General features: G+C 72.4%; 34 protein-coding genes. 3 read left to right on the top strand and 31 right to left on the bottom strand.

The window, feature by feature from the left end; all coding sequences use genetic code 11:
* Positions 1 to 31: 31 nt before the first annotated feature.
* The 31 genes from MHW47_RS10865 to MHW47_RS10720 all read right to left on the bottom strand — a co-directional run bounded on the left by MHW47_RS10865 (position 32) and on the right by MHW47_RS10720 (position 20,641).
* On the bottom strand, positions 32 to 214 hold the full coding sequence (locus tag MHW47_RS10865) for an Rmf/CrpP fold protein (protein WP_239222470.1): 183 nt from the start codon (positions 212 to 214) through the stop codon (positions 32 to 34).
* Between the two features lie 2 nt (positions 215 to 216).
* Positions 217 to 2,553: a phage minor capsid protein gene (locus tag MHW47_RS10860; RefSeq protein ID WP_239222469.1), complete on the bottom strand. Its 2,337-nt coding sequence runs from the start codon at positions 2,551 to 2,553 to the stop codon at positions 217 to 219.
* A gap of 18 nt (positions 2,554 to 2,571) precedes the next feature.
* On the bottom strand, positions 2,572 to 4,053 hold the full coding sequence (locus MHW47_RS10855; RefSeq protein ID WP_239222468.1) for a phage portal protein: 1,482 nt from the start codon (positions 4,051 to 4,053) through the stop codon (positions 2,572 to 2,574).
* Positions 4,040 to 4,240 (bottom strand): hypothetical protein, encoded by a 201-nt coding sequence (locus MHW47_RS10850; RefSeq protein WP_239222467.1) that lies wholly within the window; start codon positions 4,238 to 4,240, stop codon positions 4,040 to 4,042. Before MHW47_RS10850 ends, MHW47_RS10855 begins: the two co-directional genes overlap by 14 nt.
* Entirely contained in the window at positions 4,233 to 5,489 is a 1,257-nt protein-coding gene (locus tag MHW47_RS10845) for a PBSX family phage terminase large subunit (protein ID WP_239222466.1), read from the bottom strand. Before MHW47_RS10845 ends, MHW47_RS10850 begins: the two co-directional genes overlap by 8 nt.
* A gap of 3 nt (positions 5,490 to 5,492) precedes the next feature.
* Entirely contained in the window at positions 5,493 to 6,032 is a 540-nt protein-coding gene (locus MHW47_RS10840) for a helix-turn-helix domain-containing protein (RefSeq protein ID WP_239222465.1), read from the bottom strand.
* 19 nt (positions 6,033 to 6,051) lie between these two features.
* Positions 6,052 to 6,234: a hypothetical protein gene (locus tag MHW47_RS10835; RefSeq protein WP_239222464.1), complete on the bottom strand. Its 183-nt coding sequence runs from the start codon at positions 6,232 to 6,234 to the stop codon at positions 6,052 to 6,054.
* Positions 6,235 to 6,484: 250 nt separating this feature from the next.
* Complete coding sequence (locus MHW47_RS10830; RefSeq protein ID WP_239222463.1) at positions 6,485 to 6,892, bottom strand: hypothetical protein; 408 nt, start codon at positions 6,890 to 6,892, stop codon at positions 6,485 to 6,487.
* A 78-nt stretch (positions 6,893 to 6,970) separates the two neighbouring features.
* Positions 6,971 to 8,011, bottom strand: a complete 1,041-nt coding sequence (locus MHW47_RS10825) for a hypothetical protein (RefSeq protein WP_239222462.1) — start codon at positions 8,009 to 8,011, stop codon at positions 6,971 to 6,973.
* 60 nt (positions 8,012 to 8,071) lie between these two features.
* A complete protein-coding gene (locus MHW47_RS10820) occupies positions 8,072 to 9,067 on the bottom strand; it encodes a hypothetical protein (RefSeq protein WP_239222461.1) in 996 nt (331 codons plus the stop codon).
* Positions 9,068 to 9,269: 202 nt separating this feature from the next.
* Complete coding sequence (locus MHW47_RS10815; protein WP_239222460.1) at positions 9,270 to 10,124, bottom strand: hypothetical protein; 855 nt, start codon at positions 10,122 to 10,124, stop codon at positions 9,270 to 9,272.
* 22 nt (positions 10,125 to 10,146) lie between these two features.
* On the bottom strand, positions 10,147 to 10,380 hold the full coding sequence (locus MHW47_RS10810) for a hypothetical protein (RefSeq protein WP_239222459.1): 234 nt from the start codon (positions 10,378 to 10,380) through the stop codon (positions 10,147 to 10,149).
* The gene (locus tag MHW47_RS10805) at positions 10,377 to 11,624 is read right to left on the bottom strand and encodes a hypothetical protein (RefSeq protein ID WP_239222458.1); all 1,248 of its coding nucleotides are present in this window, start codon (positions 11,622 to 11,624) and stop codon (positions 10,377 to 10,379) included. The genes MHW47_RS10810 and MHW47_RS10805 overlap by 4 nt, the downstream gene beginning before the upstream one ends.
* Positions 11,625 to 11,817: 193 nt before the next feature.
* Complete coding sequence (locus tag MHW47_RS35700) at positions 11,818 to 11,940, bottom strand: hypothetical protein (protein ID WP_275449067.1); 123 nt, start codon at positions 11,938 to 11,940, stop codon at positions 11,818 to 11,820.
* Positions 11,937 to 12,377, bottom strand: coding sequence for a hypothetical protein (locus MHW47_RS10800; protein WP_239222457.1), 441 nt, complete (start codon positions 12,375 to 12,377; stop codon positions 11,937 to 11,939). The genes MHW47_RS35700 and MHW47_RS10800 overlap by 4 nt, the downstream gene beginning before the upstream one ends.
* A complete protein-coding gene (locus MHW47_RS10795; RefSeq protein ID WP_239222456.1) occupies positions 12,374 to 13,234 on the bottom strand; it encodes a hypothetical protein in 861 nt (286 codons plus the stop codon). Before MHW47_RS10795 ends, MHW47_RS10800 begins: the two co-directional genes overlap by 4 nt.
* 20 nt (positions 13,235 to 13,254) lie before the next feature.
* A complete protein-coding gene (locus MHW47_RS10790) occupies positions 13,255 to 13,440 on the bottom strand; it encodes a hypothetical protein (RefSeq protein ID WP_239222455.1) in 186 nt (61 codons plus the stop codon).
* A gap of 73 nt (positions 13,441 to 13,513) precedes the next feature.
* Positions 13,514 to 14,008, bottom strand: coding sequence for a single-stranded DNA-binding protein (locus tag MHW47_RS10785; protein WP_239222454.1), 495 nt, complete (start codon positions 14,006 to 14,008; stop codon positions 13,514 to 13,516).
* Positions 14,008 to 14,508 (bottom strand): HNH endonuclease signature motif containing protein, encoded by a 501-nt coding sequence (locus MHW47_RS10780; RefSeq protein WP_239222453.1) that lies wholly within the window; start codon positions 14,506 to 14,508, stop codon positions 14,008 to 14,010. The genes MHW47_RS10785 and MHW47_RS10780 overlap by 1 nt, the downstream gene beginning before the upstream one ends.
* Before the next feature lie 137 nt (positions 14,509 to 14,645).
* Positions 14,646 to 14,786 (bottom strand): hypothetical protein, encoded by a 141-nt coding sequence (locus MHW47_RS10775; protein ID WP_239222452.1) that lies wholly within the window; start codon positions 14,784 to 14,786, stop codon positions 14,646 to 14,648.
* 11 nt (positions 14,787 to 14,797) lie between these two features.
* Positions 14,798 to 15,358: a hypothetical protein gene (locus tag MHW47_RS10770; RefSeq protein ID WP_239222451.1), complete on the bottom strand. Its 561-nt coding sequence runs from the start codon at positions 15,356 to 15,358 to the stop codon at positions 14,798 to 14,800.
* Entirely contained in the window at positions 15,355 to 16,092 is a 738-nt protein-coding gene (locus MHW47_RS10765; protein ID WP_239222450.1) for a cell surface glycoprotein, read from the bottom strand. Before MHW47_RS10765 ends, MHW47_RS10770 begins: the two co-directional genes overlap by 4 nt.
* 6 nt (positions 16,093 to 16,098) lie before the next feature.
* Positions 16,099 to 16,503 (bottom strand): hypothetical protein, encoded by a 405-nt coding sequence (locus tag MHW47_RS10760; protein WP_239222449.1) that lies wholly within the window; start codon positions 16,501 to 16,503, stop codon positions 16,099 to 16,101.
* Between the two features lie 506 nt (positions 16,504 to 17,009).
* Positions 17,010 to 17,294, bottom strand: a complete 285-nt coding sequence (locus MHW47_RS10755) for a hypothetical protein (protein ID WP_239222448.1) — start codon at positions 17,292 to 17,294, stop codon at positions 17,010 to 17,012.
* 201 nt (positions 17,295 to 17,495) lie between these two features.
* Entirely contained in the window at positions 17,496 to 18,137 is a 642-nt protein-coding gene (locus tag MHW47_RS10750; RefSeq protein ID WP_239222447.1) for a hypothetical protein, read from the bottom strand.
* Positions 18,134 to 19,231, bottom strand: a complete 1,098-nt coding sequence (locus tag MHW47_RS10745; RefSeq protein ID WP_239222446.1) for a Rad52/Rad22 family DNA repair protein — start codon at positions 19,229 to 19,231, stop codon at positions 18,134 to 18,136. The genes MHW47_RS10750 and MHW47_RS10745 overlap by 4 nt, the downstream gene beginning before the upstream one ends.
* Entirely contained in the window at positions 19,228 to 19,419 is a 192-nt protein-coding gene (locus MHW47_RS10740) for a hypothetical protein (protein ID WP_239222445.1), read from the bottom strand. Before MHW47_RS10740 ends, MHW47_RS10745 begins: the two co-directional genes overlap by 4 nt.
* Positions 19,416 to 19,784, bottom strand: a complete 369-nt coding sequence (locus MHW47_RS10735; protein WP_239222444.1) for a hypothetical protein — start codon at positions 19,782 to 19,784, stop codon at positions 19,416 to 19,418. Before MHW47_RS10735 ends, MHW47_RS10740 begins: the two co-directional genes overlap by 4 nt.
* Positions 19,781 to 20,167: a hypothetical protein gene (locus MHW47_RS10730; protein ID WP_239222443.1), complete on the bottom strand. Its 387-nt coding sequence runs from the start codon at positions 20,165 to 20,167 to the stop codon at positions 19,781 to 19,783. Before MHW47_RS10730 ends, MHW47_RS10735 begins: the two co-directional genes overlap by 4 nt.
* Before the next feature lie 70 nt (positions 20,168 to 20,237).
* Positions 20,238 to 20,426 carry a hypothetical protein gene (locus MHW47_RS10725; RefSeq protein WP_239222442.1) on the bottom strand — a complete coding sequence of 63 codons (189 nt, stop codon included), beginning with the start codon at positions 20,424 to 20,426 and terminating at the stop codon, positions 20,238 to 20,240.
* Entirely contained in the window at positions 20,423 to 20,641 is a 219-nt protein-coding gene (locus tag MHW47_RS10720; protein ID WP_239222441.1) for a helix-turn-helix transcriptional regulator, read from the bottom strand. The genes MHW47_RS10725 and MHW47_RS10720 overlap by 4 nt, the downstream gene beginning before the upstream one ends.
* A gap of 265 nt (positions 20,642 to 20,906) precedes the next feature.
* Between MHW47_RS10720 and MHW47_RS10715 the strand changes: the two genes are divergently transcribed.
* The 3 genes from MHW47_RS10715 to MHW47_RS10705 are packed head-to-tail and all read left to right on the top strand — an operon-like array spanning position 20,907 to position 23,466.
* Positions 20,907 to 21,377 carry a helix-turn-helix transcriptional regulator gene (locus MHW47_RS10715; protein WP_239222440.1) on the top strand — a complete coding sequence of 157 codons (471 nt, stop codon included), beginning with the start codon at positions 20,907 to 20,909 and terminating at the stop codon, positions 21,375 to 21,377.
* A gap of 17 nt (positions 21,378 to 21,394) precedes the next feature.
* On the top strand, positions 21,395 to 21,799 hold the full coding sequence (locus MHW47_RS10710) for a hypothetical protein (protein ID WP_239222439.1): 405 nt from the start codon (positions 21,395 to 21,397) through the stop codon (positions 21,797 to 21,799).
* Positions 21,796 to 23,466 carry a recombinase family protein gene (locus MHW47_RS10705; RefSeq protein ID WP_239222438.1) on the top strand — a complete coding sequence of 557 codons (1,671 nt, stop codon included), beginning with the start codon at positions 21,796 to 21,798 and terminating at the stop codon, positions 23,464 to 23,466. The genes MHW47_RS10710 and MHW47_RS10705 overlap by 4 nt, the downstream gene beginning before the upstream one ends.
* The last annotated feature ends 157 nt before the right edge of the window (positions 23,467 to 23,623 follow it).

The raw sequence follows: 23,623 nt of genomic DNA, 5'->3' as shown, positions 1-23,623 counted from the left end.
CCCCCTTCGGGGTTGTGGTGCTGGGGTGCTGCTACTCGACGGCCTGGTCGTCGTCGACGTCGGCCGGAAGCGGGCGGGCCTCGGCGTAGGCCTTGAGCCACGCGGTGCGCAGTAGGGACGTAGCCGGGTACGGGCACGCGGTCACGCGCTCGCCGTCCCGGCCGGCCTTCCGTCCGGCGACGGTCGCCCGGATGATGTCGCCTCGCGCGCCCATGCTCACCTCTTCCGTTCGTGGTCGAACCGATTCTCGACGGCTCGGGACGCCCAGCGCTGCGTCTGGCCGGTCACGCGCGTGATGAACTCCGCCTGAGTCAAGCGAGGGTGGGTCTCCCACCACTCCTTGAGTTCGTCGGATGCGCGGGCATAGCCGATGCGGTGCGGGCCGGTGAACAGGCTCTCGTACGAGTACCCCTTTGTCTCAGCCTTCTTGTTGAACATGTAGCCGTTGGTCGCCTCTTCGGCGGCAAGGATCTGCCGCTGCACCCATTCCCCGTACATCTGCCGGGCCTCGGCCCGCGTAATCCGATGCTCAGGTGCGGCGGCCTGTCCGGCGTCCTCGGCGGCCTGGGCTTCGCGGTCGGCGAGGCGCTGCCAGTACGCGGCGGCGGCCTCCGACTCGCGGAACTGGGCGAACTCCTCGTCGGATAGCTGCTCGATCTCCTCGTCGCTGAGCGCCCACCAGTCCCGGCCGCCCTCGCCGTCGCCTGCGAGGGCGCCCCACACGAGCGGGTCGGGGACGGCGCCCAGGACGTCGGCGAGGGTGTCGCGGTCGGTGAGCATGTCGGCCACGGGGTCGCCCGTGTCGGCCGGCGCGGGCAGGGGCGCGGCGTCGATGCCGTCGCGGCGGTCGAACTCGTCGGCGATCCGCAACAGCTCGTCGTCGGTGGCGTACTGCATGACCCATGCGAGCTGATCGTCGGACAGGTCGGCGAGGTCGTCGAGCAGGCGCCCGGCGGGGAACAGCGCGGCGAGCAGGTCGCGGCGGTGCGCCTCGGCGGCGAGCTGGTCGACGTCGTCGAGGCCGTGCTCGATGGCGTGCCGTACGCGCTCGGCGAGCTGGTCGTCGGACAGGCCGACCAGGTCCGGGCGCACGCCCGGCAGGCGGGCCGCGACGTCGCGGCGGTCCATCTCGGCGGCGATCCGCAGTGCGTCGGCGTCGTCGACGTGGCCGATGACGCGGCCCAGTTCGTCGTCGCTGAACTCGGCGAGGTCGTCGGCGAGGGTGCCGCCGGGGGCGGCGCGGTCGAGCAGGGCGGCGAGGTCGCGGCGGTCTGCCTCGGCCTCGATCCGTGCGTGAGCGCGGCTGTCGAGCAGGTCGGTATGGAGGGCGGCGGCGAGGTCGTCGTCGCTCATGGCGCGCAACGATGCTTCGTCGCCCGACCAGACGCGGGCGGCCTCTACCTGCTCGGGCGTCGCCTCTTCGCGCTTGACGGGGAGGTTTCCGGCGCCGATCCGTTCGCGTTCGCGGTTGCGGCGCAGGTCCGGGTGTGCGGCAAGGTGGTCGCGCATCACGCCCTGCCACTGGCGGACCTTCGCGCGGGCGAGACGCTGCGCCTCGGGGGTGACGGCGGCGGCCTCGCGGCGCTTCCACTTCCGTATGCCGCGCTCGATCTCCCTCTGTCGCTGCCCGGCTTCGTACCCGTCCGGGTCGCTGCGGGCCTGCTCGGTGCGGGTGAGGCCGGGCGAGTACATGCTGACGCTGTGGCGGCAGTTGGGGTGCTGGAGCCCGGCGGTGCGGGCTTCGTCGAGCGACCCGGCGACCTTGACGGACACCATGCGGCCGTCCTCGACCGCGTGCTCGGCCTCGACCGTACGCGCCCCGGCGGGCCCGCTGATCGTCAGCACCTTGCCCTCCCAGCGGCGGCACAAGGGGCACTCGCGCGGTGCGTCGGAGACGACGACCAGGTCGACCCCGGAGTCGCTGAGGGTGCGCATGTGCGCCTCGGTCGCGGCCCGCGCGGTCGCCGTGCGTACGGCCATCTCGGCGTACGTGCTGAGCTGCCAGCGACGGCCGGCCTTGTCGACGAACGCGCGTATGCCACGGTCGGCGAACGCCCTCATGGCGTCCTGTGTGGCCTGTCGGCGGGTGCCGATGCCCAGTAGGGGCGTGGCGGCGACGGACGCGACGACGTCCCGGAAGCCGTCGACGACGGCCCGCAGAATCGACCGGTGCGTCGCGGTGACGACGTCGACCGCTTCCTGTGCGAGGCGGTCGACCGACTGCGCGTTGGGGGTGCGGTCGTCGACCAGGGCGCGCGCGTCGTCGGACAGGGCGCCCAGCTCGGCGACCGCCGACCGGTGCCCGACGTTGTACGCCTCGGCGACCGCGTCGAACACTTCGAGCTGCGTCGCGCGGCCCAGCTCGTCGACGACGCCCTCAGCCGCCCGCCGAAGTTGTTGCACGGCGGCGAGCTTGGCCTCGACCCACCCCGGAGCGTCGAGCCCCTGGGCGAGCTGGCGCGCGATGATGCCCAACAGGCGCTCCTCGGCGCCCGCGTACAGGTCGCGCGTCCGCTCGGCCAACGGCTCGACCATGCCGGGGTGAATCGGCACGCGATCACCCCCGATCGGTTACGCGGCGAGCGGGTACGTACCGCCGGGGTCCGGCACAGTGCCCATGCCGGTCTCGCGCAGGATCGCGGCGGCCTCGGCGGCGACCGCCTGGTCGTCCCAGTCGGGGTGAAGGATCTGTACCCGCGTGGCCGTGCTGACGGCCTGCGCCCGGTTGAGCAGGTCGAGGGTCGTCGCGACGTCCATCGGCGACTCGGCGACCCCGTCGGAGAACTCAACCCGCGGTCGCTCTGCGGGTGCTTGGCTCCCGAAGTGCGCGACGTCCAGTTCGAGCAGCGCGCCCAGGATGTCGGCGAGCCCCTGCTTCCAGTGGCCGGCCTTCTTCCTGCGGGTGACCTCGGACTTGTCGTCGTCGCTGTCGACCTCGGTCGCCGTGCGCGCGGCGCCCCCGCCCTGGTCGAGGCCGAACGCGCGGGCCGCGTATCCGGCGGACTGCGCGGCCTGCCTCATCAGGGCCTCGGCAGTGCGCTGGTGCTCGTCGACGCGGATGTCGAACTGCGACAGAGTGATACCGCCGTTTTCGGTGGGCGGCATGTTGAGCTGGGCGTATACCTCGGCGTCCTCGTCGAACGTGGCGCCCCTTCCCGGACCGTTGGACCGGAGGTAGCCGTCGGGAACGAGCAGGCGCGCGCGGGCGAGGCGGATGTCACGCATCCATGACGTCCACACTTCGTCGAGGCTGTCGAGCTGGTCGTAAATCGGCGCCGCGTAGTCGCTGCGCCCCATCGGCGACGACCGGTGCAGCCTGTTGGGGGTCATGTTCGGGACGTAGGTGGCAGTGAGCTGCCGAATCCCCGTGAGCGTCGACTCACCGTCCGGTTCGAGGCCGCCGACCAGGGCGGCGGTGTCGGGGTGCTCGGCGAGCGGGACGCGCCGGCCGACGTTGTCGCCGCTGCCCTGGTAGAGCGCGTGCAGGATACGGCCGGGCTCGTGCCGCTCGATGTGCCGCCACACGACGCGCGTCGTCGAGCCGGACAGCTCGCGCCAAAAGCTCACGGCGGCGAGCATCCCCCAGCGCCATTCCGGGACGGCGTTGTCGGGCTGCACGGCGGTGAGTAGCGGCCGGTCGACCAGCTCGCGGTCCCACGTCGCCCGGAGGTAGACCCCGGACAGGGCGGCGGCCTGCTCGGCGGCGGACAAGAGGGCCTGCTGCACGTGCCCGTCGGCGATCAGGGTGTCGAGACGGGTCTGTGTCCGGGCGTCCTCGACGACGACGCGCGGCATGTTCGCGAACAGCATGTCAGCGGACGTCTGCGCGATGTCCCCGGCGAACGGAACGTGCAAGCGGGTATCGCGGCCGGGGCGGTGCGCGCTGCTGCGCCGGGCCCACAGGCGGCGGCGCGGCGTCTTCTGCTCGCGGCCGTAAATCCGGGCGAGGCGGTCGCGGTCCCCGGAGTACCAGGCGTCATCGACTGCGATCCGGGCGTAGTAGTCGGCCCACTCGGGCGGCGGCCACGCTGCGCCGTTCTCAGGAAGGGCCATCGTCGCTCACCTCCTGGTCGCCGTGGGCGGTCTCGCGCAGTGCGTCGGCGAGGTCGACCAGGGCGGCGCTTACCTGCGGCCACAGGGGGCGGGTGACGTCGATTTCGAGGTGCCCGGCGTCGGCGGTGTACGTACCGATGGAGAGGCGCACGGGCAGGGACACGGTCAGGCTGGCGGTATCAGCCACGGGCGGCCTCCTTCGGTCTGGCGGTGAGCAGGTGCCGCCACTCGTGCGCGGTCGAGTGGACGGCGTACCGGATCGCGTCGCAACTGTGGTCGTTGACCTTGAGCGGCTTGTCCTCGCCGCGCTCGGTCGCTTTTGGATCCCAGGAATAGCCGGGCATCTCGGAGAGCAGGCCGGTGCACGACGCGTGCACGACCAGGCGGTCGGCGGCGAGCAGGGACGCCACGCTGCGGATGCCGTCGGCGACCGTGTTGTCGGCGCGGGCGACTCCGGGGTGCCCGTCCTGCCAGAGCTGGGCAATGAAACTCTTCGCCGACGGGTCGATGAACGTCCACTCGGGGGTGACGTCGAGGGTGTCGAGCCACTTGCGGACGGCGGTGCTGTACTGGGCGTCGGTCATGGCGCGGTGTGTCTTGCGGCCGTCGTAGCGCCACTCTGCGCACGCGTACAGGCGGCCGTCGACGCCCAGTCCGAGCAGGATCGCGGCGAAGGGGTTGGTCGTGCCGTAGTCGATGCCGACCCACTGCCGGCGCATGGCCGGTAGCTCGGTCACGACGTGCCGGTCTTCGTCCCACTCGCTGTAGATCGCGCCTTCGGCCACGACCCACGCGCCTTCGATCATGCGTTTGCGCCACAGGCCGGTGTACTCCGCGGTGAGGTTGGCGACGTACTCGGCTGACAGGCTGGGGTTGTCGGCGAGCTTGAAATGCCACTCGCGCATGTCGAGTTTGGCGATCCGGTCGAGGTACTGGACCTTGAGCCAGTGCCTCGGCGAGTCGGGGTTCGTCGTGGCGTACAGCCTCGCGCCGGGGACAGACAGACGAGCGAGTAGCTGCGTCCAGAACGCCTCGGGCAAGAGGGTCGCCTCGTCGACGTACGCAAGCTGCGCGGTCAACCCTCGTAGGCGGCCCTCGGCGCGCGCGTCGGCGGCGCCGATCAGGTGCACGGTGCGCCCCAGGATCACGGCCGTGGTGGCGCCCCTGGTGTGCACGACGTGCCGTGCGAGGGGCCCGAACAGGGCGCGGTCCTGCAACGGTTCGAGGACGTTGCGTTCGATCGTCTGGAGGCTGCGCCCGACGATGATGATCAGGCCGGACGGTCCGGCCGTGGCGACGGCGATCACGAACGCGAGCAACGACGCGATGGTCTTCCCGCTGCGGACGCTGCCGTGCCACAGGTTGATACGGGCGGTCGCCTGCCCGATCGACAGGAGTTGCTTACGGGACAGGGGCAGACGGCGAAGGTCGAGCACGGCTCACCCCCCGGCGTCGCCCCCTGCGTCGTCGAGGGCCTGGTCGTCGTTGGCGGCCTGCGTCAGCGCCTCGCCGAGAGCGCCCAGCATGGAGCGCACCTGCCCGGCGTCCTCGCCGCCCTCAGCCGGGGCCAGGCGTAGCGAGGTACCGACGGCGGTCTGCACGGATGCGACGATCGCGCGTTGGTCGACGAACCGTGGTTGGGGGAGGTTGGCTGTCTGCCAGTGGCCCTCTTTGCCGGCGAACTCGCCGTGCACGGTGGGGGCGAAGAGCTGCGCCCGTAGCCGCTCTGCGTCGGTCTGTAGGGCGAGGGCGAGGGCGGCGCGGCGGGCGGCAAGGTCGGCGGTACGGACGCGGGTCGCGGCCTCGACCTGCTCGGCCCGGTCGAACGCGAGGGGCGGGTCGACCTGCCCGGCGATCTTGGACACGGTCGAGGGGGAGCGGCCGAGGGCGCGGGCGATCTCGTTGCGGGACTTCCCGGCGGCGTGCAGCTCGCGGACCTGGCGACGGTCGGCGTCCGTGATGGGGCGGGGGCGGGCCATGGCTCACCCCCTGGTCGGTCTACATCTCAAGGCGGTGTCGCACGGCCTCGGCCGCGAGGCGCCAACCGTTCTGCACGGGCGTCCCCAGCTCGCCCCACGCGGGCAGCTCGTCGCCGCGCACGTTCTTGTTGTCGGTGCTCTTGGCGTACGCCTCGTAGGCGTCCTGGGCGAGACGGTCGGTGGACGGACGGACTCTGAACACGGCGGGCCTTCCAGTCGGGGGGCACACGAAAACGCCCCGCTGGCGGTGGCCGGCGGGGCGCTGGGTCGGTGATTGTTTCCGGGCACGCCGGAGACGCCCCCGACAATAGGTCACGATCGGGTTACGGCGCAAGCGGGCTTCGTCGCGCGCGCGGGGCCGGGCCGCGACCGGTCGGCGCGGCTGCTGACGGCTGCGCCCCGCCTGCCGACAAATGGGCGGGCGGGGCGCGCTGCTGCTGCTCGCGTGTCGGCTACGGGCGGGCGTGCTGCTGCTGGGCCTGCTGACGCTGCGTGGGGTATGTCGGCTGCTGCTGCCGACGGCCGTCATCACTGCTGGTCAGGCTGCTGCCGTGGGTCCAGCGGGGGCCGTCGTGGTCGACCTGCGGAAGGGACTGCGGGCCGACGAACGGCGGCTTCTCGACGAAGCGGTACGACCTGAGTGTCGGCGCGGTGCCGACGGGGACCACCCCGTGATGCCACGCGGTCCGGTACATGTTCGCCACGATGCAGACGGCCGTCCGCATGGCGGCTGTCAGATCGTTGCCGGTCTCCATGAGCACGGCGAGGTCGCGCGCGAATTCGTCGTCGAGGCGGACGGACGGGCGGGTGCCGGCGATCGGGCGGGCGCGGCGCTGGGTACGCTGGGCTGGTGCAGCCATCTTGGGTCGCTCCTTGGTGGTGAGGGCCCGCCCGTATGGTCTGTGAGGGACCGGGCGGGCCCGTGCTCTGTCCGGGGTCTATCGGGGGTCGCGCTCGGCCGTGTGTACGGCGTCGGCGTCGGCGCCTTCGTCGCCCTCCCACAGGAAGATGCGGACGCGTTCGGTCGTGGCGCCGGTCTCGGTGAGCAGCTGCGTAGCGAGGCGGGCGAGGTCGGCCGGTGCTGCGTCGGAGTCTCCGACCTCGCGGTCGAGCCATGTGCCGTCGTCGAGCAGCTGGTCGATCCGCCATGAGTACCGGATGGGTGTCTGCGCTTGTACGGCGGCCCGCAGCGTCGCGAGGTACTGCTCGACGATCTCGCGGTGTTCCTCGGCCACGTCGGCGAGGGCGGCCTCGTACCGGGCGAGGGTGGCGCGCGGGTCTCCCCCGGCAGCGGCGTCCTGCTTCACCGCGACCGCGACCAGAGTGCCGGCGGCGCGCTGCCTCTCCTGCCGGATGAACTGGGCGACCCTGCTCGACGTGTAGCCGGTCGCCTGGGCGATTTCGTCGGGGCTCTTGCCACTGTGGCGCGCAACGTACGCGATCCGCGGCATGGCCTCGGTGATCGCCGTCCACGCGCCCCGCATGATCCGTACGTCGGTCAGGGTGAACGTGTCGGCGATCGTCTCGACCAGTTCGTCGTATCGCTCTTCGGGGACGTCGGCGCGCGACGCGGTCCGGTGGTCGCGGGCGAGGTTCACCAGGGCGGCGCGGCTGAGCGGGTCGGGGCGCTCCGTGCCGGAGTGCTGCCGCCCGGCCTCGGCGACCCTCTCGCGCTGCTCCTGCTCGTAGTCCTCGATGGCCGAGAGCATGTGCGCCGCGAACTGGCCCATGCGGCTTGTAGGTGTCAGCCTCCGTTGGTTGAGTTCGTCGGCGATCCGCTCGAACTTCTCGCGCTCGGCGCTGCTACGTGTGAGCCGGTGGACCTCGGCGGCCGTCCACCCCTCCGCAGTGGCCATGCCCTCGATGGCGGCCTGTTGGCCGGCGGGGTGCGAGGGCAGCGTCGACGGGTCGACGCGCTGGTACTCGGCGGCCGTGGGCTCGTCGGCCTGGTCGTCGTTGCGGGGCTGGTCGTTGCTCATCTTGGGCTCTCCTGCTGGTTGGGTACGGGGCCCGCCCCCGGTCGAGGGCGGGCCGGTCGGTCACGGGGTGGCGCGGCCGTCGAACAAGGCTCCCTGCTCGACCATGCCGTCGGCGACGAACAGGACGTCGTCGGCGGGCTGCTCGCCGATCCACTCGCCTCGCCATGTGCCCTCGGTCGCCTCGGCCTCGGTGACCAGGGCGGCGGCCGTGCGCATCTCCTCGGCGATCATGTCGTCGACGTCGAGGGTGGCGAACTCCGGGCAGATCGTCGGCGCGGTGGTACGCACGGCGGGCGGGCCGATGTGGAGGTCGGCGAAGCGGTGCGGGGCGCGGGGGTCGTGGTCGCACTGGTCGCCGTGCAGGGTGCAGCGGGCGGTCTCGGCGGCGGCAAGGGGGGTCTCGTCTGCGGCAATGGCGGCGCCGATGTTCGGGTCGGCCGCCTTCCACTGGTCAAGCGCAGTGCCCAGCTCGGCAAGAGCCGCGCGCCACTCGGGATCGGTCGCGTCCGGGTTCGTCCGCACACGCTCGGCGGCGCGGGTGCTGCGCTCGTAGGCGGACTGAGCGGTGGCCAGGGCCTGCGCGGGCGTCAGCTCGGACACGTACAGGCGGCGTCGGCTGAACCCGTTGTGCTTGCGGATGACGGAGCGGACCTCGGGCAGGGCCTGGGCGCGCGGGGTCATGTCCTGCCACGTTTCGCCGTGGACGCGGGCGATCTCCTCGCCGGTCGCGGGGTCCATGATCGTCCACCAGTCGGACGGCTCGTCGCGGACGGCGGCGGGGGCCTGCTCGGCGGCGGGGGCCGGGGCGTGGCCGGCGCGCTGAATCCAGAGGCGGGCGGCGCGCACCAGGGCGGCGGTGTGCAGCTTGCGGTTTTCGAGGATCGCCTCGGCGTACGCGCTGATGACGTGCAGCACGCGGGTGCTGGTCGCCTCGATCACGAGAGTCCGGCCCCGTCCTCGGTGGGCGGCGTCGAGGGTGGCGACGGTGTCGGCGTCGGCGATGGTCTGGGCGGTGAGGTGGTCGGCGAGGGCGCCGGGGATGGTCACGGTTGCCACAGTGTCGCTCCTGTGTCGGTGGTTGGGTGCCGGGTGAGGTCCGGCGGTCCTGCCGGGGTGAGGGCCCGTCAGGAGTTCCCAAGGTAGCGGCTACAGCAGCCGTTGCAGCAACGATTACAGCAGTCGTTACGGAACCGTGATGCGCGGGCCGGACACGGCGGTGCCCCAGGGGCCGACCACACCCCCAGGGCACCCACCCCGCCTACGCGGCCGGCACGCTGCGCCCCGCCTCCAGCGCGGCCACCAACCCCACCAGGGCGGGCCCCCGCCACGCCCTGCGCCCCCGCTCCGTGGTCACCGGGGCCGGGCACGACAGCCCGGTCGAGCAGGTCGCCACGGCGGCCCGCGGGTCGCCTCCGCCGTTGTGCACAACGATCCGGCCCGCCTTGCAGAACGGACACGGCTCGTCGAGCGTGACCGTCCTCGCCTCGCGTCCGAGCACACCCTCGACACGGCGGCGCGCGGCCCTGGCCACGGCGGCGATCCGGTCGGCCAGTACGACCGGCGTCCGGGCGAACAGGGCGCGGTCGTCCTGGTCGTCGTCGAGGGCGCGGCCCTCCAGCCACACGGTGGCCCAGTGCAGGCCATGCAGGCGCGACCCCACCGAGGCGATCGTCGCCGGGCCTGCGTCGCGGTACGTGGGCAAGTGCCACAGGCGCGGGTTGCTCGGGTCGCCGCCCAGGGTCCATCGGCCGTGCGGGTCGCGCGCGGGGAGCTGCACGCGCTCGGCGACGGCGTCGCACATCTCGAACACGTCGGCCTCGACCGCGAGGGCGACGTCGAGGGCGGCGAGGTTGAGCGGAGCGGGGTGCTCGCGGATGGTGAGCGGCAGGCGGCCGACGGCCGGGGCCTGGTCGTCGACCCGGTCGTCGGCGGCGAGCTGGTCGAGGAACCCCCGCCGCTCGTACGGCATCCACTCAGCGCGGCGCGGCGGCTCACCGATCGCCGACAGCAGGTCGCCCCACTGCTCGCGCACGGCAGCGAGGTCGGCCGCGGCCTGCGCGCGGGTCAGGTGGTCAACGGCGTCGGGGCGTATGTCGGGGGCGGGGGTGCTCATGGGCGCTGCTCCTAGCGGGTGGTCAGTCGTCGCACGGGTCGCTGCCGACGACGACGGGCACAACGACGGTGCCCGGTGCGCGCGGTGCCTTCGGCTTCTTCGGGACGGTCGGCACCTTCTGGGCGGTGCGCGGGGCGGGGGCCGGCCGGGGGCGCGGGGCGGCACACGCCGACACGGTGTCGCACGCGACGACGGCCCCGGCGCCGAGTACGACCAGGGCGACGGCGGCGGCTGTGGTGGTGCGGGTGGTGCTCATGCGGTGGGGTGCTCCTTGGGCTGGTCGTCGCCGAGTGCGTGGCGAACGTCTCTGGCGAGGTCGTGCCGGCCGCTGGCGTACGCGAGGTCGGTGGGGAGTCCAAGGTGCGGCCGGGGGTGGTTGGGGAGCGCGGCCCGGACGGCGGCAAGCTGCTGCTCGTGCTGCTCGCGTACGGCCTGCACCTCGGCACGGTGCCGCTTGCGCTCGGCGAACGCCTCGTGCACGGCCTTGTTGATGCCGTCGTGCATGGCGTTGACGACGCTGGCGAGGCGGGCCCGCTCCTGCTCGGCGGCCTGGGCTCCGGCCTTCTCGGCGCGGCGCTCGTCGTCGTTGCGCGCGGCCCGCACGCGGGCGTTGCTCCATGCCGCCTTGTACCGCTCGGCACGTTGCCGGTACGCCCTGATCGTGGCGTCGGCCTCGACGGCCCACTTCGAGCGGTTGGCCTCGGCCCGGTCGGCGCGGGCGTGGGCGGCCTGCTGGTCGGCATTGCGCAGCGTCCTGGCGGCCTGCCCGCACTCTTCGGGCGTCCACCCGTAGTGCATTCCGATCGTCGACCAGACGTCCGCCCAGTTCCGGGCGTCGCGGATCGTGGCGAGGGTGCGCACGGCCCGGTCGGCGCGCTGCCTCTCCGCAGCGAGAGCGATCTCGTAGTCGCGCTTCTGCTCGGCAAGGCGGGCCGTCGTCGAGTCGGCGGCAGCGAGGAACTGGGCGCGTACCTCGGTGTCGGAGTCGAGGGCGCGGCCGTCGTTGTCGAGGGCTTGCTCGATGCGGTCGGCGTAGACGGCTGCTGCGCCCTGGGGCGAGCCTGCGCGCATCCGCCGGGCGAGCCTGCGCACGCGGGATACGGCGGCCCCCACGTCGGCAACGTCCTCGACCACGCCACGGATCGGGCCCATGCCCGTACGGCCGGTCGCGACTTCGTGCATGTCGGCGATGGTCTTGCACGCGGCGAGGTAGTCGGCCTTGTACCGGTCGCGGTCGTGCTCGGCCTCAACGATGGCGGCCTCGGCGGCGGCGAGCTGGGCGCGGGCGCGTTCGAGGGCCTGCGTCGTACCCGCCATGGCGCGGCGGTTCTCGTCGGCGAGGCGCATCTCTTCGCGGGTGTGCTCGGCGAGTAGGGCGGCCTCGGCCGGGGTAAGGGCGCCGCGCAGTAGGCGGGCGAGCAGGACGTCGACGACGGCCCGCCGGTCGGTGCGGTCGCGGTCGCGGCCCTTGGGGGCGCGCTGGGTGGGGCGGGGGCTCATGTCTGTTCCTGTGCGTCGTCGAGGGTGAGGTGTCCGGGCGGGGCGGGGCGCGGCTGCTGGGCGAGGGCCCGCAGGGCGCCCCCGTGGGCCCGGACGTTGGGCGGCTGCTGCTTGCGCCGGCACTTCGGCCCGTATCCGTCGGGCGAGGGTGCGCGGAGCGGGCGGCGGCACGCCCGACACGTCCGGGCGGGGGTCACTCGGCGTCGTCCTGGCCGTGGTGGATGCGGCCGGGTTCGCCGGACAGGGCCCACGCGATCAGGCGTACGGCGGCGGCGAGCAGGGCGGCGAGGACGGCCACGTGCGCGATGGCGGTCATGACGCGGGCTGCTCCGCCTGCGCCTGGGCGTCGCGCAGCTCGATGGCGTAGCCCATGCCGGACCAGTTGTCGACCCCGGCGGCCTCCATGGCGGTCAGCATCGCGTCGCGCTGCTCCAGCTCGGCGACGCGCTCGCGGAGCCTGGCGGCTTCGGTGCGGGCGTCGTCGCGCTCGATCGCGGTCGTCGCGTAGAGGCGCACGGCGTGGTCGGCGCGGGCCTCCCACGTCAGGCCGCTGGGCTGCTCGGCGGTGGTGTAGTGGCCGGCCAGTCGGCGCAGACGGTCGGCGAGCCCCTGTAGGGCGCCGATGGCGGGCGCGCACTCCAGGTTGTCGGGGAACAGCTTGGCGGCGTCGTCGGCCTCGCGGGCGGCGTCGAGGTACGTGGTGCGGCGTACGGCTGCGTCGGTGAAGTGGTCGGGCGTGGTCGGGGTGTTCATCGGCCGGTCTCCGTGTCGGTCGTGGCGAGGGCCTGCTCTATGGCGAGGCCGTCGGCGTACGCGGTGACGATCTTCTGGGACTGCTCGTAGCCGGTGAGCAGGCCGCGGGTCGAGCGGGTGAGTCCCCATTGGGCGCGGACGTTGGTGCGCTGCGCCTCGATCAGGGCGGCGACCTGTCGGGCGTGCGCGGTCAGGAGGATGCGGGCGGCGGCGAGGGCCTGGTCGGGGGTGCGGGACAGGGACGTGTCGAGCAGGACGTCGCGGAGCGTGGCGAGCACCTGGTCGCGGTCGCCGTCGTTGAAGTCGAGGGCGTCGCGGACGGCTTCGCCGGTGAGTTCGCCCTCGAACTGCGGCGGGGCGCTGGGGGCCGGGGTGCTGGTGTCGTCGGCGGCGGCCTGGTCGTCGTCCTCGTATCCGGCGACCTCCCAGCGGCCGGCGTCCCGGTCCCAGATGACCGACCACATGTGGTGGTCGGTGAGGGTGCCGTCGAGGTCGATGCCGACCGGCGTGCCTGCGGCTTCGGCGGCGTTCAGGGTGTCGGCGATGTCCTGCCAGCGCTCGCGCTCGGTGCGCGGGGTGAACGGGGCGGCGGCCTGGTCGTCGGCGGCGCGGTAGGCGTCAGCGACCGATGCAGGCTCCTTGGCGTCGTGCACGGGGCACGGGCGACCGGAGTACCGGGCGGTCTTGCATCGGCCGGCCGGGGTGGTGAGCTGGTCGGCGAGCTGGCGCAGCATGGTGGCCGCGACCTCGCGGGGAACGCTGCTGACGATGTCGACGGCACCCGCCTTGGGAACGGCGACGATCAGGCTGTGCGTGTCGATCGAGGCGACGGAGACGCTGGACGGGATGCGGGTCATGGTGGGTCGCTCCTTGGGGTTCAGCGGTTGGTGTTGCGGGCCTGGTGGACGTTGTAGGGGCGGATGCGGGTGCCGCCGTGCGAGGTACACAGCTCGCCGGGCCGGGCCGTGCAGGTGGGGCACGGGTTGCGGATCGCCGGGAGGGCAAGGGCGGGCGCGGCTGCGGCGCTGGGGCGCGAGGTGGGGTTCGTGAGGGGGTCGGGCATGGGTCGCTCCTGCTCGGGGTGGGTGCTGGCCGCGCGCGCGTGAGGGCTGGCGCGTCCGGTCGCGGCGGGTCGTCTAGAACGGGGGCTCGTCGCCGTATCCCTGGCGGGGCTGCTGCTGGCCCCACGGGTCGCCCTGGGGCGTGTTGTAGCCCTGCTGGGGGTTCTGCTGGCCGTATCCCTGGGCGCGCTGCTGCTGGCCGTTCTGGGCGCCGTTCTTGGTGACCTGGGCGGTTGCGTTCTTGAGCGCGGGGCCGACGTCCTCGGCCTGCACTTCGTACGACGACCTGCGCTCGCCGTCCTTCTCGTACTGGCGCTGTCCGAGGCGGCCGACGACGATCACGCGGTCACCGCGGCGGATCGATTCTGCGACGTTCTCGGCCTGCTGGCGCCACACGCTGACGGAGAGAAAGAGGGGGTCGCCGTCCTTCCACTCGTTGGACTGGCGGTCGAACGTGCGGGGGGTCGAGGCGAGGCGGAAGTTCGCGACGGCGGCCCCGGACGGGGTGAAGCGCAGTTCGGGGTCGGCAACGACGTTGCCAACGACGGTGATCGGGGTCTCTCCGGCCATCAGGCGGCGGTCCTCTCGGGGGTGGTGCGGGTGGGAAGGGCCGCGACGCGGGCGCGGCGGGTGTGGTCGCGGTTGCACGGCCGGCACTTCCGCATCCCGTTGGGGTGCGACGGGGGGTAGGCGACGTGGACGTTCGCGGGGTTGGTGAGGTCGTGGCCGTTCGAGCACTTGGTGCGGCGGGCGTTGATCGCCGACGGGCCGGTCGAGCGCAGGACGTTGGTGCGGTGGTCGACGGGGTCGAGGTGGTCGTCGGCGACGCACCGTCGCACGCTGCACAGGTGGTCGAGTTCGAGGCCGGGCGGGATGGGGCCGTGGGTCTGCTCGAACCCCCAGCGGTGCGCAGCGTGGGTGCGGCCGTCGGCCCAGAACCGGCCGTATCCGTCGCGGTCGAGGGATTCCTCGGGCCAGAGCTGGCAGGGGGTGGTCAGTCCGGGCGGGATGGGGCCGGGGGTGGTCTTGGCGGCGAATCGCTCGGCCGGCGTCGAGGTGCTGCGTGCCATCGGGACGTACCTCCGGGGGATGCGCGGCTGACCTACGGGATGTGTGCTGGCGAGGCAGAAACGTATCTGCCGAGACAGAAAGCTAGCAGGCGGGGGGCGCGATGTCGCGGGGGATGCGCCCCCCGGTTCCTGCGGGACTATGCGGGCTGCCCGGCCTGGTCGAGCGGGGTGATCGTCCACCCGTGCTCGCGCAGCTCGGCGACGATGCGCGCGGCGACGTCGTCGGCCTGGTGCTCGTGCCCGGCGTCCTCGACGGCGGCCCGGATGACGGCGGCCACGGCCGGGGGAATCACCGCTGCGCCCCGGTGATGTGCCGGGCGCGCTGCCGGTTCTCGGGCCGGACGTTCGCGGGCGGGGTCATGAGCGTACGGGCGTGCTGGCGGGCCTCGGCGGCGAGACGGCGGCGGCGGGCGTCGGCCTCGGCGCGGTCGCGGGCGGCCTGCTCGGCGGCGGCGCGGTCCGCTTCGGCGCGGGCGCTCATCCATGCGAGCCACGTGCGGTGACGGTCGTCGGTGTCCGGCCGGTAGGCGGGCGGGGTCGGCGGGTGCCCGTCGGCGGCGAGCTGCTGCTCGGCGGCCCGCTCGGCGCGCAGCGCGGCCCCGTCGACCTCGCGGAGCGTGCGCCACCGGTCCCAACCCTCGTGCTCCTGGAAGATCACGTACGCGCCCTTGCCGGCCAGCTCCTCGACCTTGCGGCGGGCGCGCTTGCGGTCCGACGTGCGGATGACGACCGGGACGTCGGGGCAGTGGTCCCACGACGCTTCGACGCGCCACGCCTTGACGTTGCGCGTGCTGTCACCGGTTGCGGCCTTGCGGTGGTACGTGCGGGCCTGCTTCGGGGTGGGGCTCATGCTGCGGTCTCCTTCACACGGCGGGCGTGGGCGACGACGGCGTCGTCGACGCGGCAGGGGTGCGGCTGGCTCATCGGCCGCGTTCCGATCGGGTCGTTCCGGCGGGGGCTGATGCGGCGGGAGCGGCACGGCTGGCCGGCCGACGCCTGGCACCAGGTGCACGGGACGTCGAGCGGGTCGGGGAGTCCGGCGACGGCCAGGCGCTCGCGCTCGGCGCGGTCCGGCCGGTACGTGGCCAGTGCCGCGCGCACGGTCCGGGGGACGTAGTCGCCGAGGGCGGCAAGGCGGCGGGCGGCCTCGGCGTCACGGGCGGCCCGGACGGGGCTCGGGCGGCCCTCGATGGCGAGTTGGGGCGCGGGTGCGAGGGCGCCGACGGCGACGGCCTGCCGGGTGGTGCGCAGCGCGGCCCGGTACGCGGCTTCGTTGTCGGGGTCGACCGCGGGGGCAGGGTCGTGGTGACGGCCGATCACGTCGGCCCGGTACGTCTCCCACGGCCCGCCAATGTCGCTGGGCTTGATCGGGTACGGCGACGTTGCGATGTGCCGGGCGGCCACCTGGGCGGCGTCCCACGACCGGTCGGGGCCGTCCGGGTGCCGGGCGGTGGCGGGAACGTGGGCGAGCAGGACGGACCACTGGTTCAGCCGCTCGCCGGCGGCGGCCTTCGACTGGACGGCCCGCTCGGGAGCGAGCTTGTCAATCCAGGCGAGCAGGGCGGCTATCTCGGGGCGCTCCATGGCGGGTTACTGCTCCTCTGCGAGTAGGTCGGCGTACCAGTCGGATGCCTGGGCGGCGCGGCCGGGACGCTCAGCGGCGGGGAAGGGAACGACGTTTGAGCGGGCGGGTACGGCCGGGGCCGTGGCAGGCACCGTGCCGGGCTCCGGGGCGGGCGGTAGCGCCTGCCACGCCCGCAGGAAGTACCGGGCGTGAGCGACGCCGTTACGGGCCCGCTGGGCGGCCTGCACGGCGGCGGCGGCAAGCATGTCGGGCCCGCTGCGCTTGATCAGGGCGTGGACGGCCAGCCACTCGGCCGGGGTGAGCGTCCATGCGGGGTAGACCTCGGCGGCGGTGATCCGGTCGACGACCGGCCGGGCGAACTCGGGGACCACTGCGACCCGGACGTCGCGCGCGTTCACTCCCTCACTCACTCGTTCGTTTGTTTTAGAGGAGGCCCGCGCGCGCGTAACACACTCTTCGGAGTGCTCTGGCCAAAGGTCTAGGGGACCGGATTCCGGCCCTACTAGGGGGCCGGATCTCGGCCCCCTAGCGTCTAGGGGGCCGGATTCCGGCCCTATAGCGTCGGCGGGGTGCTCTATGGGGCCGGATTTCGGCCCCCTACGCGTCTTCGGGGCCTCTATGGGGCCGGATTCCGGCCCCCTAACCCGCTGGTAACCGACCGCTCCGGGGATCTTGTACCGGGTGGCGCGGCTGCCCTTGGCGGGCTCGTCCTCGACCAGTTCGCCCGTGGCGAGGGCGGCGTCGACGGCGGCCCGCGCGGTCGACCTGCTCACGTTGAGCCGATGCATCACATCGGGCGTGCCCATGCTGGCCGTGGCGTCCGGGCCGGTGACCTCCTCGGCGACGGCGAGCATCACCAGGCGCGCATTTCCACGGGTCTTGGAGTGGGCCCACACCCATGCCCGTGCATCGTCGCTCACCGGTCGGCCTCGGCGGCGAGCTGGGCGGCCCACTGGTCGAGCAGGCCGGTGCGGGCGGCGGCGAGACCGACGCACTTCGGGCACCACGAAAGGCCGGCGGGCGGGGTCTCGGGCGCGGGGTCGATGATCACGGCCGGGCTGTGGGTGACGTCGTGACCGTGGGTGCCGCACTCACCCTGTCGGCCGGGCATGGGCCCGTCCTCGCGCATGATGTGCAGGCGGCGCACCTGGGCGGCCCGGCGGCCGGTGCGTGCGTTGTATCCGCGGTAGAACGCCCTCATGGGGGTGTTGCTCCTGTCGTGCTGGGGCGCCTGGGGCGAGGGGGCTGTCACCTCGCCCCAGGGCCGTTCAGGGGGTCGTACGGCGGCGTGCGGGCTGGTGCTCGTCGCACCGCCACCCGCACGGGTACGGGCGGGCGGGACGGCCGCACTGCGGGTTGCCGTCTGTGCAGCGCGGCGGCCCGTCCTTGGGCGGCGCCATGCTCACGGGGTGGGCTCCGTGGCCGGGGCGGGCGTCGGCTGGACGGGCGCGAGGGCCGGCAGGTGCTCGGCGAGGGCTCCCGCGCGCCATGCGGCGGCGACCAGGGCGTGACCGCTGAGCGGCTGCGCCTTGCTGCCTCGGGTGTAGGTGAGCCGGTACGACGCCGCTTTCGACGGCCGGATCTCGACGCCCGGTACCTTGTGCATCACGCCGGACGCCTCGTCGACGAACTCGGCGGTACCGGCCGCGTTCACCTCGTTGAGCACCCTGCCCAGGAAGCCGGGGCGCACGGTGGTGATCACCTGGGCGGGCACGAACTCGACAACGTGCTCGCTCGGGAAGTTGTCCCGGACCCACACGCGGAACGCCTCGTCGTCGACGACCTGGGCGGCGCGTTCCCCCGGCTTCCGGGACGACGAACCGATCTTCGTTCCGTCGGGCAACAGGGCGTCGACGGTGGGCGTGGCACCTGCCTTGTACGCCTTGTCGAGCAGGTTGTCGGCGGCCTTCTTGGCCTCGCCGTACGCGTCCTTCACTTCGGCGAGCAGGGCGCCGAGAACGGCCTGTCGGGCCACGGCATCGCGGACGACGGTCGGGTCGGGTGCGGGCGGCTTGCTCGCTGTCTGCTCGGGCTGCTCGGTCACTTCGCGCCCCCGTTCTCGATCATGACGCGGAACGCGTCGAGCTGCTGGGCGTGGGCCTGAGCGATCGGGAGTCCGTAGACGCGCTCGAAATCGGCGTCGAGCGTGGGGAGGTTGGCGCGCGACGCGGCGAGCCTGAGCGCGTTCTCGGCCTCGTCGGCGGCCTTCGCCGGATCGGTGGGCGGGGCCTCGGTCGAGGCCGTGCTCGCCCCGGCGGCGGCGTGCTTCGCGTGGGCGATCCGGTCGAGGCGGGCGAGGAACGGCTCGGTCGCCCCGGCCTGCTTGGCGCGGGCCCGCACGGCGGCGAACGCGTCGGGCGAGGGTGCGGCCTGCGCGTCGGCGAGGAACGATTGGGCCTGCGGGGAGAGGCTGGCCTCGGGGTCCGCAACGGTCATGTCCGGGGCAGGCGGCGGGGTTTCCCACGGGCCAGGCTCGGCCCGCTCGCTGCGGCGCGGCTGCTGGGCGGGGCCGGCCGAAGGCTCCTCGCCGGTCGGCTCGGGTACCGGCTCGGGCTTCACCGGCTCGTCCTCGGCGGCGGCGGCCTCGGGGTCCTTCGGCGCGGTGTGCACGGCCGACCACTGCACGACCGGACGGCGCGACCCGTCGTTGTAGAGGGACAGGCCGAACCCATCGCCGAGATTCACGGCGCACCGCTTGAGTGCCTGGGACAGGGCCGTCTTCATGGCCATGTCGTGAGCATCGCCCAACGACGGCTGGTTCCGGCTGTCGCCCATGGCCGCGTCCTCCCACAACGACAGGGCACGGCCGTCGGGCGTCTTGACCGTGAGGCGCGCCTGAGCGCGGTAGATCACGGTCCACCGGCCCTTGCTGATCTCGCGTTCGGACACGCAGACCAGTTCGAGCGTTTCGGTGCTCCACCCGGCGAAACCGAAGACGCGGTTGAGCCACCGGCGGACGTCCCACGCCTCAACGTGCGACTGCCGGTTGAGGGTCTGGACGCGGCTCGGGTTGATCGGGGCGAGCAGGGTCGTGATCTGCTCGGCCGTGAGGTCGCGCGGGCCCGCGGTTTGCTCGACGGCCGTGGGGACGGTGGCGAGGTGCCCCGTAAGGGCGGTGGGAAGGGTTGTGACGGTCATGCGGCGGGGGTCTCCTTGACGAGCGGGCCGAAGTGGGCGCGGACCTCGGCGTACGTCCACGGGTAGGACGGGCCGGTGCCTGCGTCGGCGGGCGTGATCGGGTGGGGGCAGGCGAGGACGGGGTCGCCCCCGCGACGGCGGCCGGTGTCGATCCACCGGTCGCCGTCGCGGTCTACGTAGGTGCTCACGCGGGCCGTTCCGTGCTGGCGCGGTGGCGGATGTGGGCGGCGCACCTGGTGATCTGTCCGGCGAGGGTGATCGCTTCGTCGGGCTGGTACTCGGGGTCGGGCTGCGGCGGCAACTCGTTGAGCACGGCCTCGCGGGTGCCGTCGGCCTCGGCCGCCCGCATCGCCCGGTCGAGGTCGCTCGCGTCCTCGCTGACCTCGGCGTGGTCGAGGCACAGCACTGCGGCGGCGTGGGCGATCAGGAGCAACCCGACTTCGGCGGGGTCCTCGGCGTACGCGACGGCCAGGTCGTCGAGCAGGACGTCGGAGATACCCGCGACGGGCAGGCGGACCGCCTTGCCGTCGACGGTGAGCTGAGGCCGGATCATCGGCGGGCCCCCGTAGCGGTGTCGAGGCCCAGGGCGGCCGGGGCGACCGGCTCGTCGAGGGCGAGCTGTCCGGTGCGGACGGTGTAGCGCTGGGGGGCGGTCCAGTCGGCGTCCGGGAAGAAGTGGCGCAGCAGGCGGAGCGCGGCGGCGCGGGCGTCCGCGGTGGGGATGAGCTGCTGCGCAAGGTCGTTGATGAGCAGCACGCGGGTGCACGGCTCGTCGTCGAGCGTCGCGGGCACGGTGCGGATCTCGGCGGTGCCGGGGGCGATCCTGTGGAGCTGGGCGTCGAGCGCGGCGGTGCGGGCGAGGTGCTGGCGGCCGGCGCGGGCACCGTGGATGGCGCGGGCGGGGCCTCGGCGGTGGGTACGCTCGTGGGCGTTCACTGGTACGTGTCTCCTGTCCGTACGGGTGGCGTGGGGTCGTCGGGTCGCATCCGGCGGCCCCTTCGGGGTTTCAGGCGGCGGCGCGGTGGACGGCCTGCTCGCGGCGTGCCTGCTCGCGCTCCAGGCGGCGGCAGATCAGCTCGTGCTCGGGGGAGAGGCGCCCGGCGGCGCGGTCGCGGGCGATGCGGACGCGGGCGCGGTCGAGAACGGCGCGGGCGGCGGCGATGGCCTGGTCGCGGGGGATGATCTCGCCGTTCATATGGCGGTCTCAGCGTCGACGTGGGTGTAGAGGTGCGAGGCCGAGATGCCGACGACGTCGGCGACGCGGTCGGCGTGGTCCCCGCGGGGGGCGCCCACACCGTTCCAAATGCGCCACGCGGTCGGCGCGGAAAGCCCCGCCTTGCGGGCGAGTTGGGCGGGGCGGATGATCCCGCGCCTGGCGGCGGCGGTGTGCAAGAGGCTCCGGTCGTACATGGCTATGCCGCGTCCTTTCTGTCATGACAGCTAGCTGCCGAGACAGAAAGTAGCACCTTTCTTTCAAGTTCGAAAGCTAGCGATGATCACCGAAGCGGAACGCGCGTTGACAGGCCGTTATCGGGCATACGAGAATCGCTCAGACGTACGAATCAGCGGGGTCCGTACGGGGCAAACTCGCACGCCAAAGGGGGCGATATGGGACGAAACGCCGTGTCCGAAACCTGGCGTGCCCAACTACCGGCTGGCGCGCTACATTTCAACCATGAAAGAAAGCAAGCGCCGCGCTACAACCGCCCACGCCTCCCAAGCGTCCACGCCTGCCGAGTTCGGCAGATGGTTGGCGAGCAGACTCGAAACGCTCGGGTACGACATCAGCGGCCCTCGCAGCGGCGGACGCAGCAAGTTCGCTGAAGCGTCCGGGCTGAGCCCATCCACGGTCGGGCGCCTGCTCAAGGGCGATCTACCGACCGACGTCCGGCTCCTACGGACCCTCGCCGAAGCCGTACGCACGCCCTATCCCGAGATCCTGGTGCGCGCCGGCGTCCTCACCTCCGCCGAGCTGCAAGCCGTTCAACGACCTACCGCGCCGCCAGGCGGCCCCCTCACACCCGAGCAGGCCGCCGACGAACTCGGCATCGACGACCCCGCCGAACGCAGAGTCTTCGTGAACCTCACCGAGACGCTGCGACGCACCACAACGCACGACGACGGCGAGCAACAACTCGCCGACTGAGCAAGGAGGCACCCCGCATGACCCGACTGTCCCGACGCCTCTACCCCACGTCGGTCACCGCCATAGCCGGCGGGGCCGCGGTCGGACTGGCCGGAGTCCTGCTGGAGTCCTTCCCCGTCTGGCGCATCGGCATCCTGCTCGCCGTCGTCGCCCTGCCCAGCCTCGGCTACGCCCTGATCTACCGCGCCGCCCAGGCCAGCAACGCCCAGCTCGCCGCCGAGCACACCGCCGGCTATCAGCTCGCCCTCTATCACGTATCCCTCGGACTTCTCGACGCACCGGCAGCACCGCCGGACGGCGGCGAAGGCGTCGGGCAGGCGGACACACGGGGCCTCGCCATCGTGCGCACCCTGCCCGACAGCGCGCGGGCCATCTGTCCGCGCGACGGAAAGGACACCACCCACACCAGGAAAGCGGTATGACACCAGCGGAAACACCACGCACATTCCACGGCCGACCACTCGGCGACGCCTGGATCGCGTACATCAGGGTCTCGACGTGGCGTGAGGAGAAAATCAGCCCGGAGCTACAGCGCAGCTCCATCGACGCATGGGCCGCGAGTGTCGGCGTCCGGATCATCGACTACGTCATCGACCTCGACGAGAGCGGCCGGCACTTCAAGCGCCAGATCACGAAGTGCGTCGAGCGCGTCGAAGCAGGCGAGGCGAAGGGCGTCGTGGTCTGGCGGTTCAGCCGCTTCGGCCGCAACCGGACCGGCAACGCGGCCTGGCTCGCGCGCCTGGAGGCCGCCGGCGGGCAGCTCGAATCGGCGACCGAGCGCGTTGACGCCCGGACCGCCGTCGGCGAGCTGCAACGCGAAATGATCTTTGCTTTCGGCAACTTCGAGTCGAACCGGGCCTCGGAACAGTGGAAGGAAACCCACACCTACCGCGTACAGGAACTGCGGCTGCCCGCCACCGGGCGCCCCCGCTTCGGCTATATCTGGCACCCCCGGAAAATCCCGGACCCGGCATCGGTTACCGGGTGGCGACTCCAGCCGGAGCGCTACACCCACCACCCCGACTACGCGTCCGTCGTAGAGGAGCTGTACGAGCGTAAAACCGAGGATCACGACGGATTCAAAAGCCTTGCACGCTGGCTCACCAACGTGCTGGACATCACCACCATGCGCGGTAAACCATGGTCGACACCGGCCGTACAGCGCTACCTCGACAGCGGGTTCGCCGCCGGCCTACTCCATATCCACGACCCAAAATGCCTCTGCCCGGCCAGATCCGGGAAGACCAGCAAATGCAGCGAAGGCCGGATGCTGTATGTCCCTGGGGCGCAGCCAGCAATCATCACCCCCGACCAGTGGCAGGCATACCGCGACCACCGCGAGCAGACCAAAACCACCCCGCCCCGCGCCCGAATAGCCACCTACGCCCTCTCCGGACTACTCCGACACGGCACGTGCAAATTCCACGCCAGCATGGCGTCTGGGCAGTCCAAAGGTAGCAAGGTGCGCGGGAAATGGGTGGTCTGTTCACGGCACAAATACGCCGTGAAAATCGATTGTCCTAGGGGGATCAACGTCTCCAGAGAACAAGTCGAGTGTGACGTGAAAAATTGGCTCCGCGTCGAGGTGGCGGGTGATGTAGCCGCGCTGAACACGGACCCGTTGTCGGCAGACGAGGCGAAAAAGGTCGTCACTCAAGCCCAGGAAAAAAAGACGCGGGAATTCCTGCAAAAGGAGTTGTCCCGCATAGAGTCGGCTATTGATCGGCTCGTAGAAGACCAAGTCATGAACCCTGAGAAGTACCCTGGGCAGAGCTTTGAAAGGGTCCGCGACAAGCTCGTCTCCCGCAAGGCCGCAATCGTGGCCCAGGTGGCGAAACTCGGGCAGCTCGACGCCCGCGCGCTGCCGATGCGCGAGGACTTCCGGCTACTGGCCGCCGACCTGCTCGGCCTATGGGATCTCATGCAGCCGGTCGAGGTGAATGCCCTGCTGCGGAAGATCATCCGCAGGGTGGTGCTGCATGACATCCGCGACGAGGCCGGGGAAATCCTCTCGGTGCGCACAGAGATCCATCCCACGTACGAGCCCGACCCCTGGCCGGCCCCAGCCGCCAGGCGGCTGACCAGCTGAAACGCTCGTGCCCCTTTAGACACACTGTCTGGCGTGTATGCGTCTAAAGGGGCACGGTGCCAACGGAAAGCCCCGCCCGTACGCATCATGTCGTACGGGCGGGGCCTGGTGAGCTGCTAGGCAGCCATCCCACGAGCGATCATCACTGCCACGGAGC

Source organism: Streptomyces sp. OfavH-34-F, from assembly GCF_022347745.1.
Lineage (GTDB): Bacteria > Actinomycetota > Actinomycetes > Streptomycetales > Streptomycetaceae > Streptomyces.
This window is presented reverse-complemented; position numbering and strand designations above follow the sequence as displayed.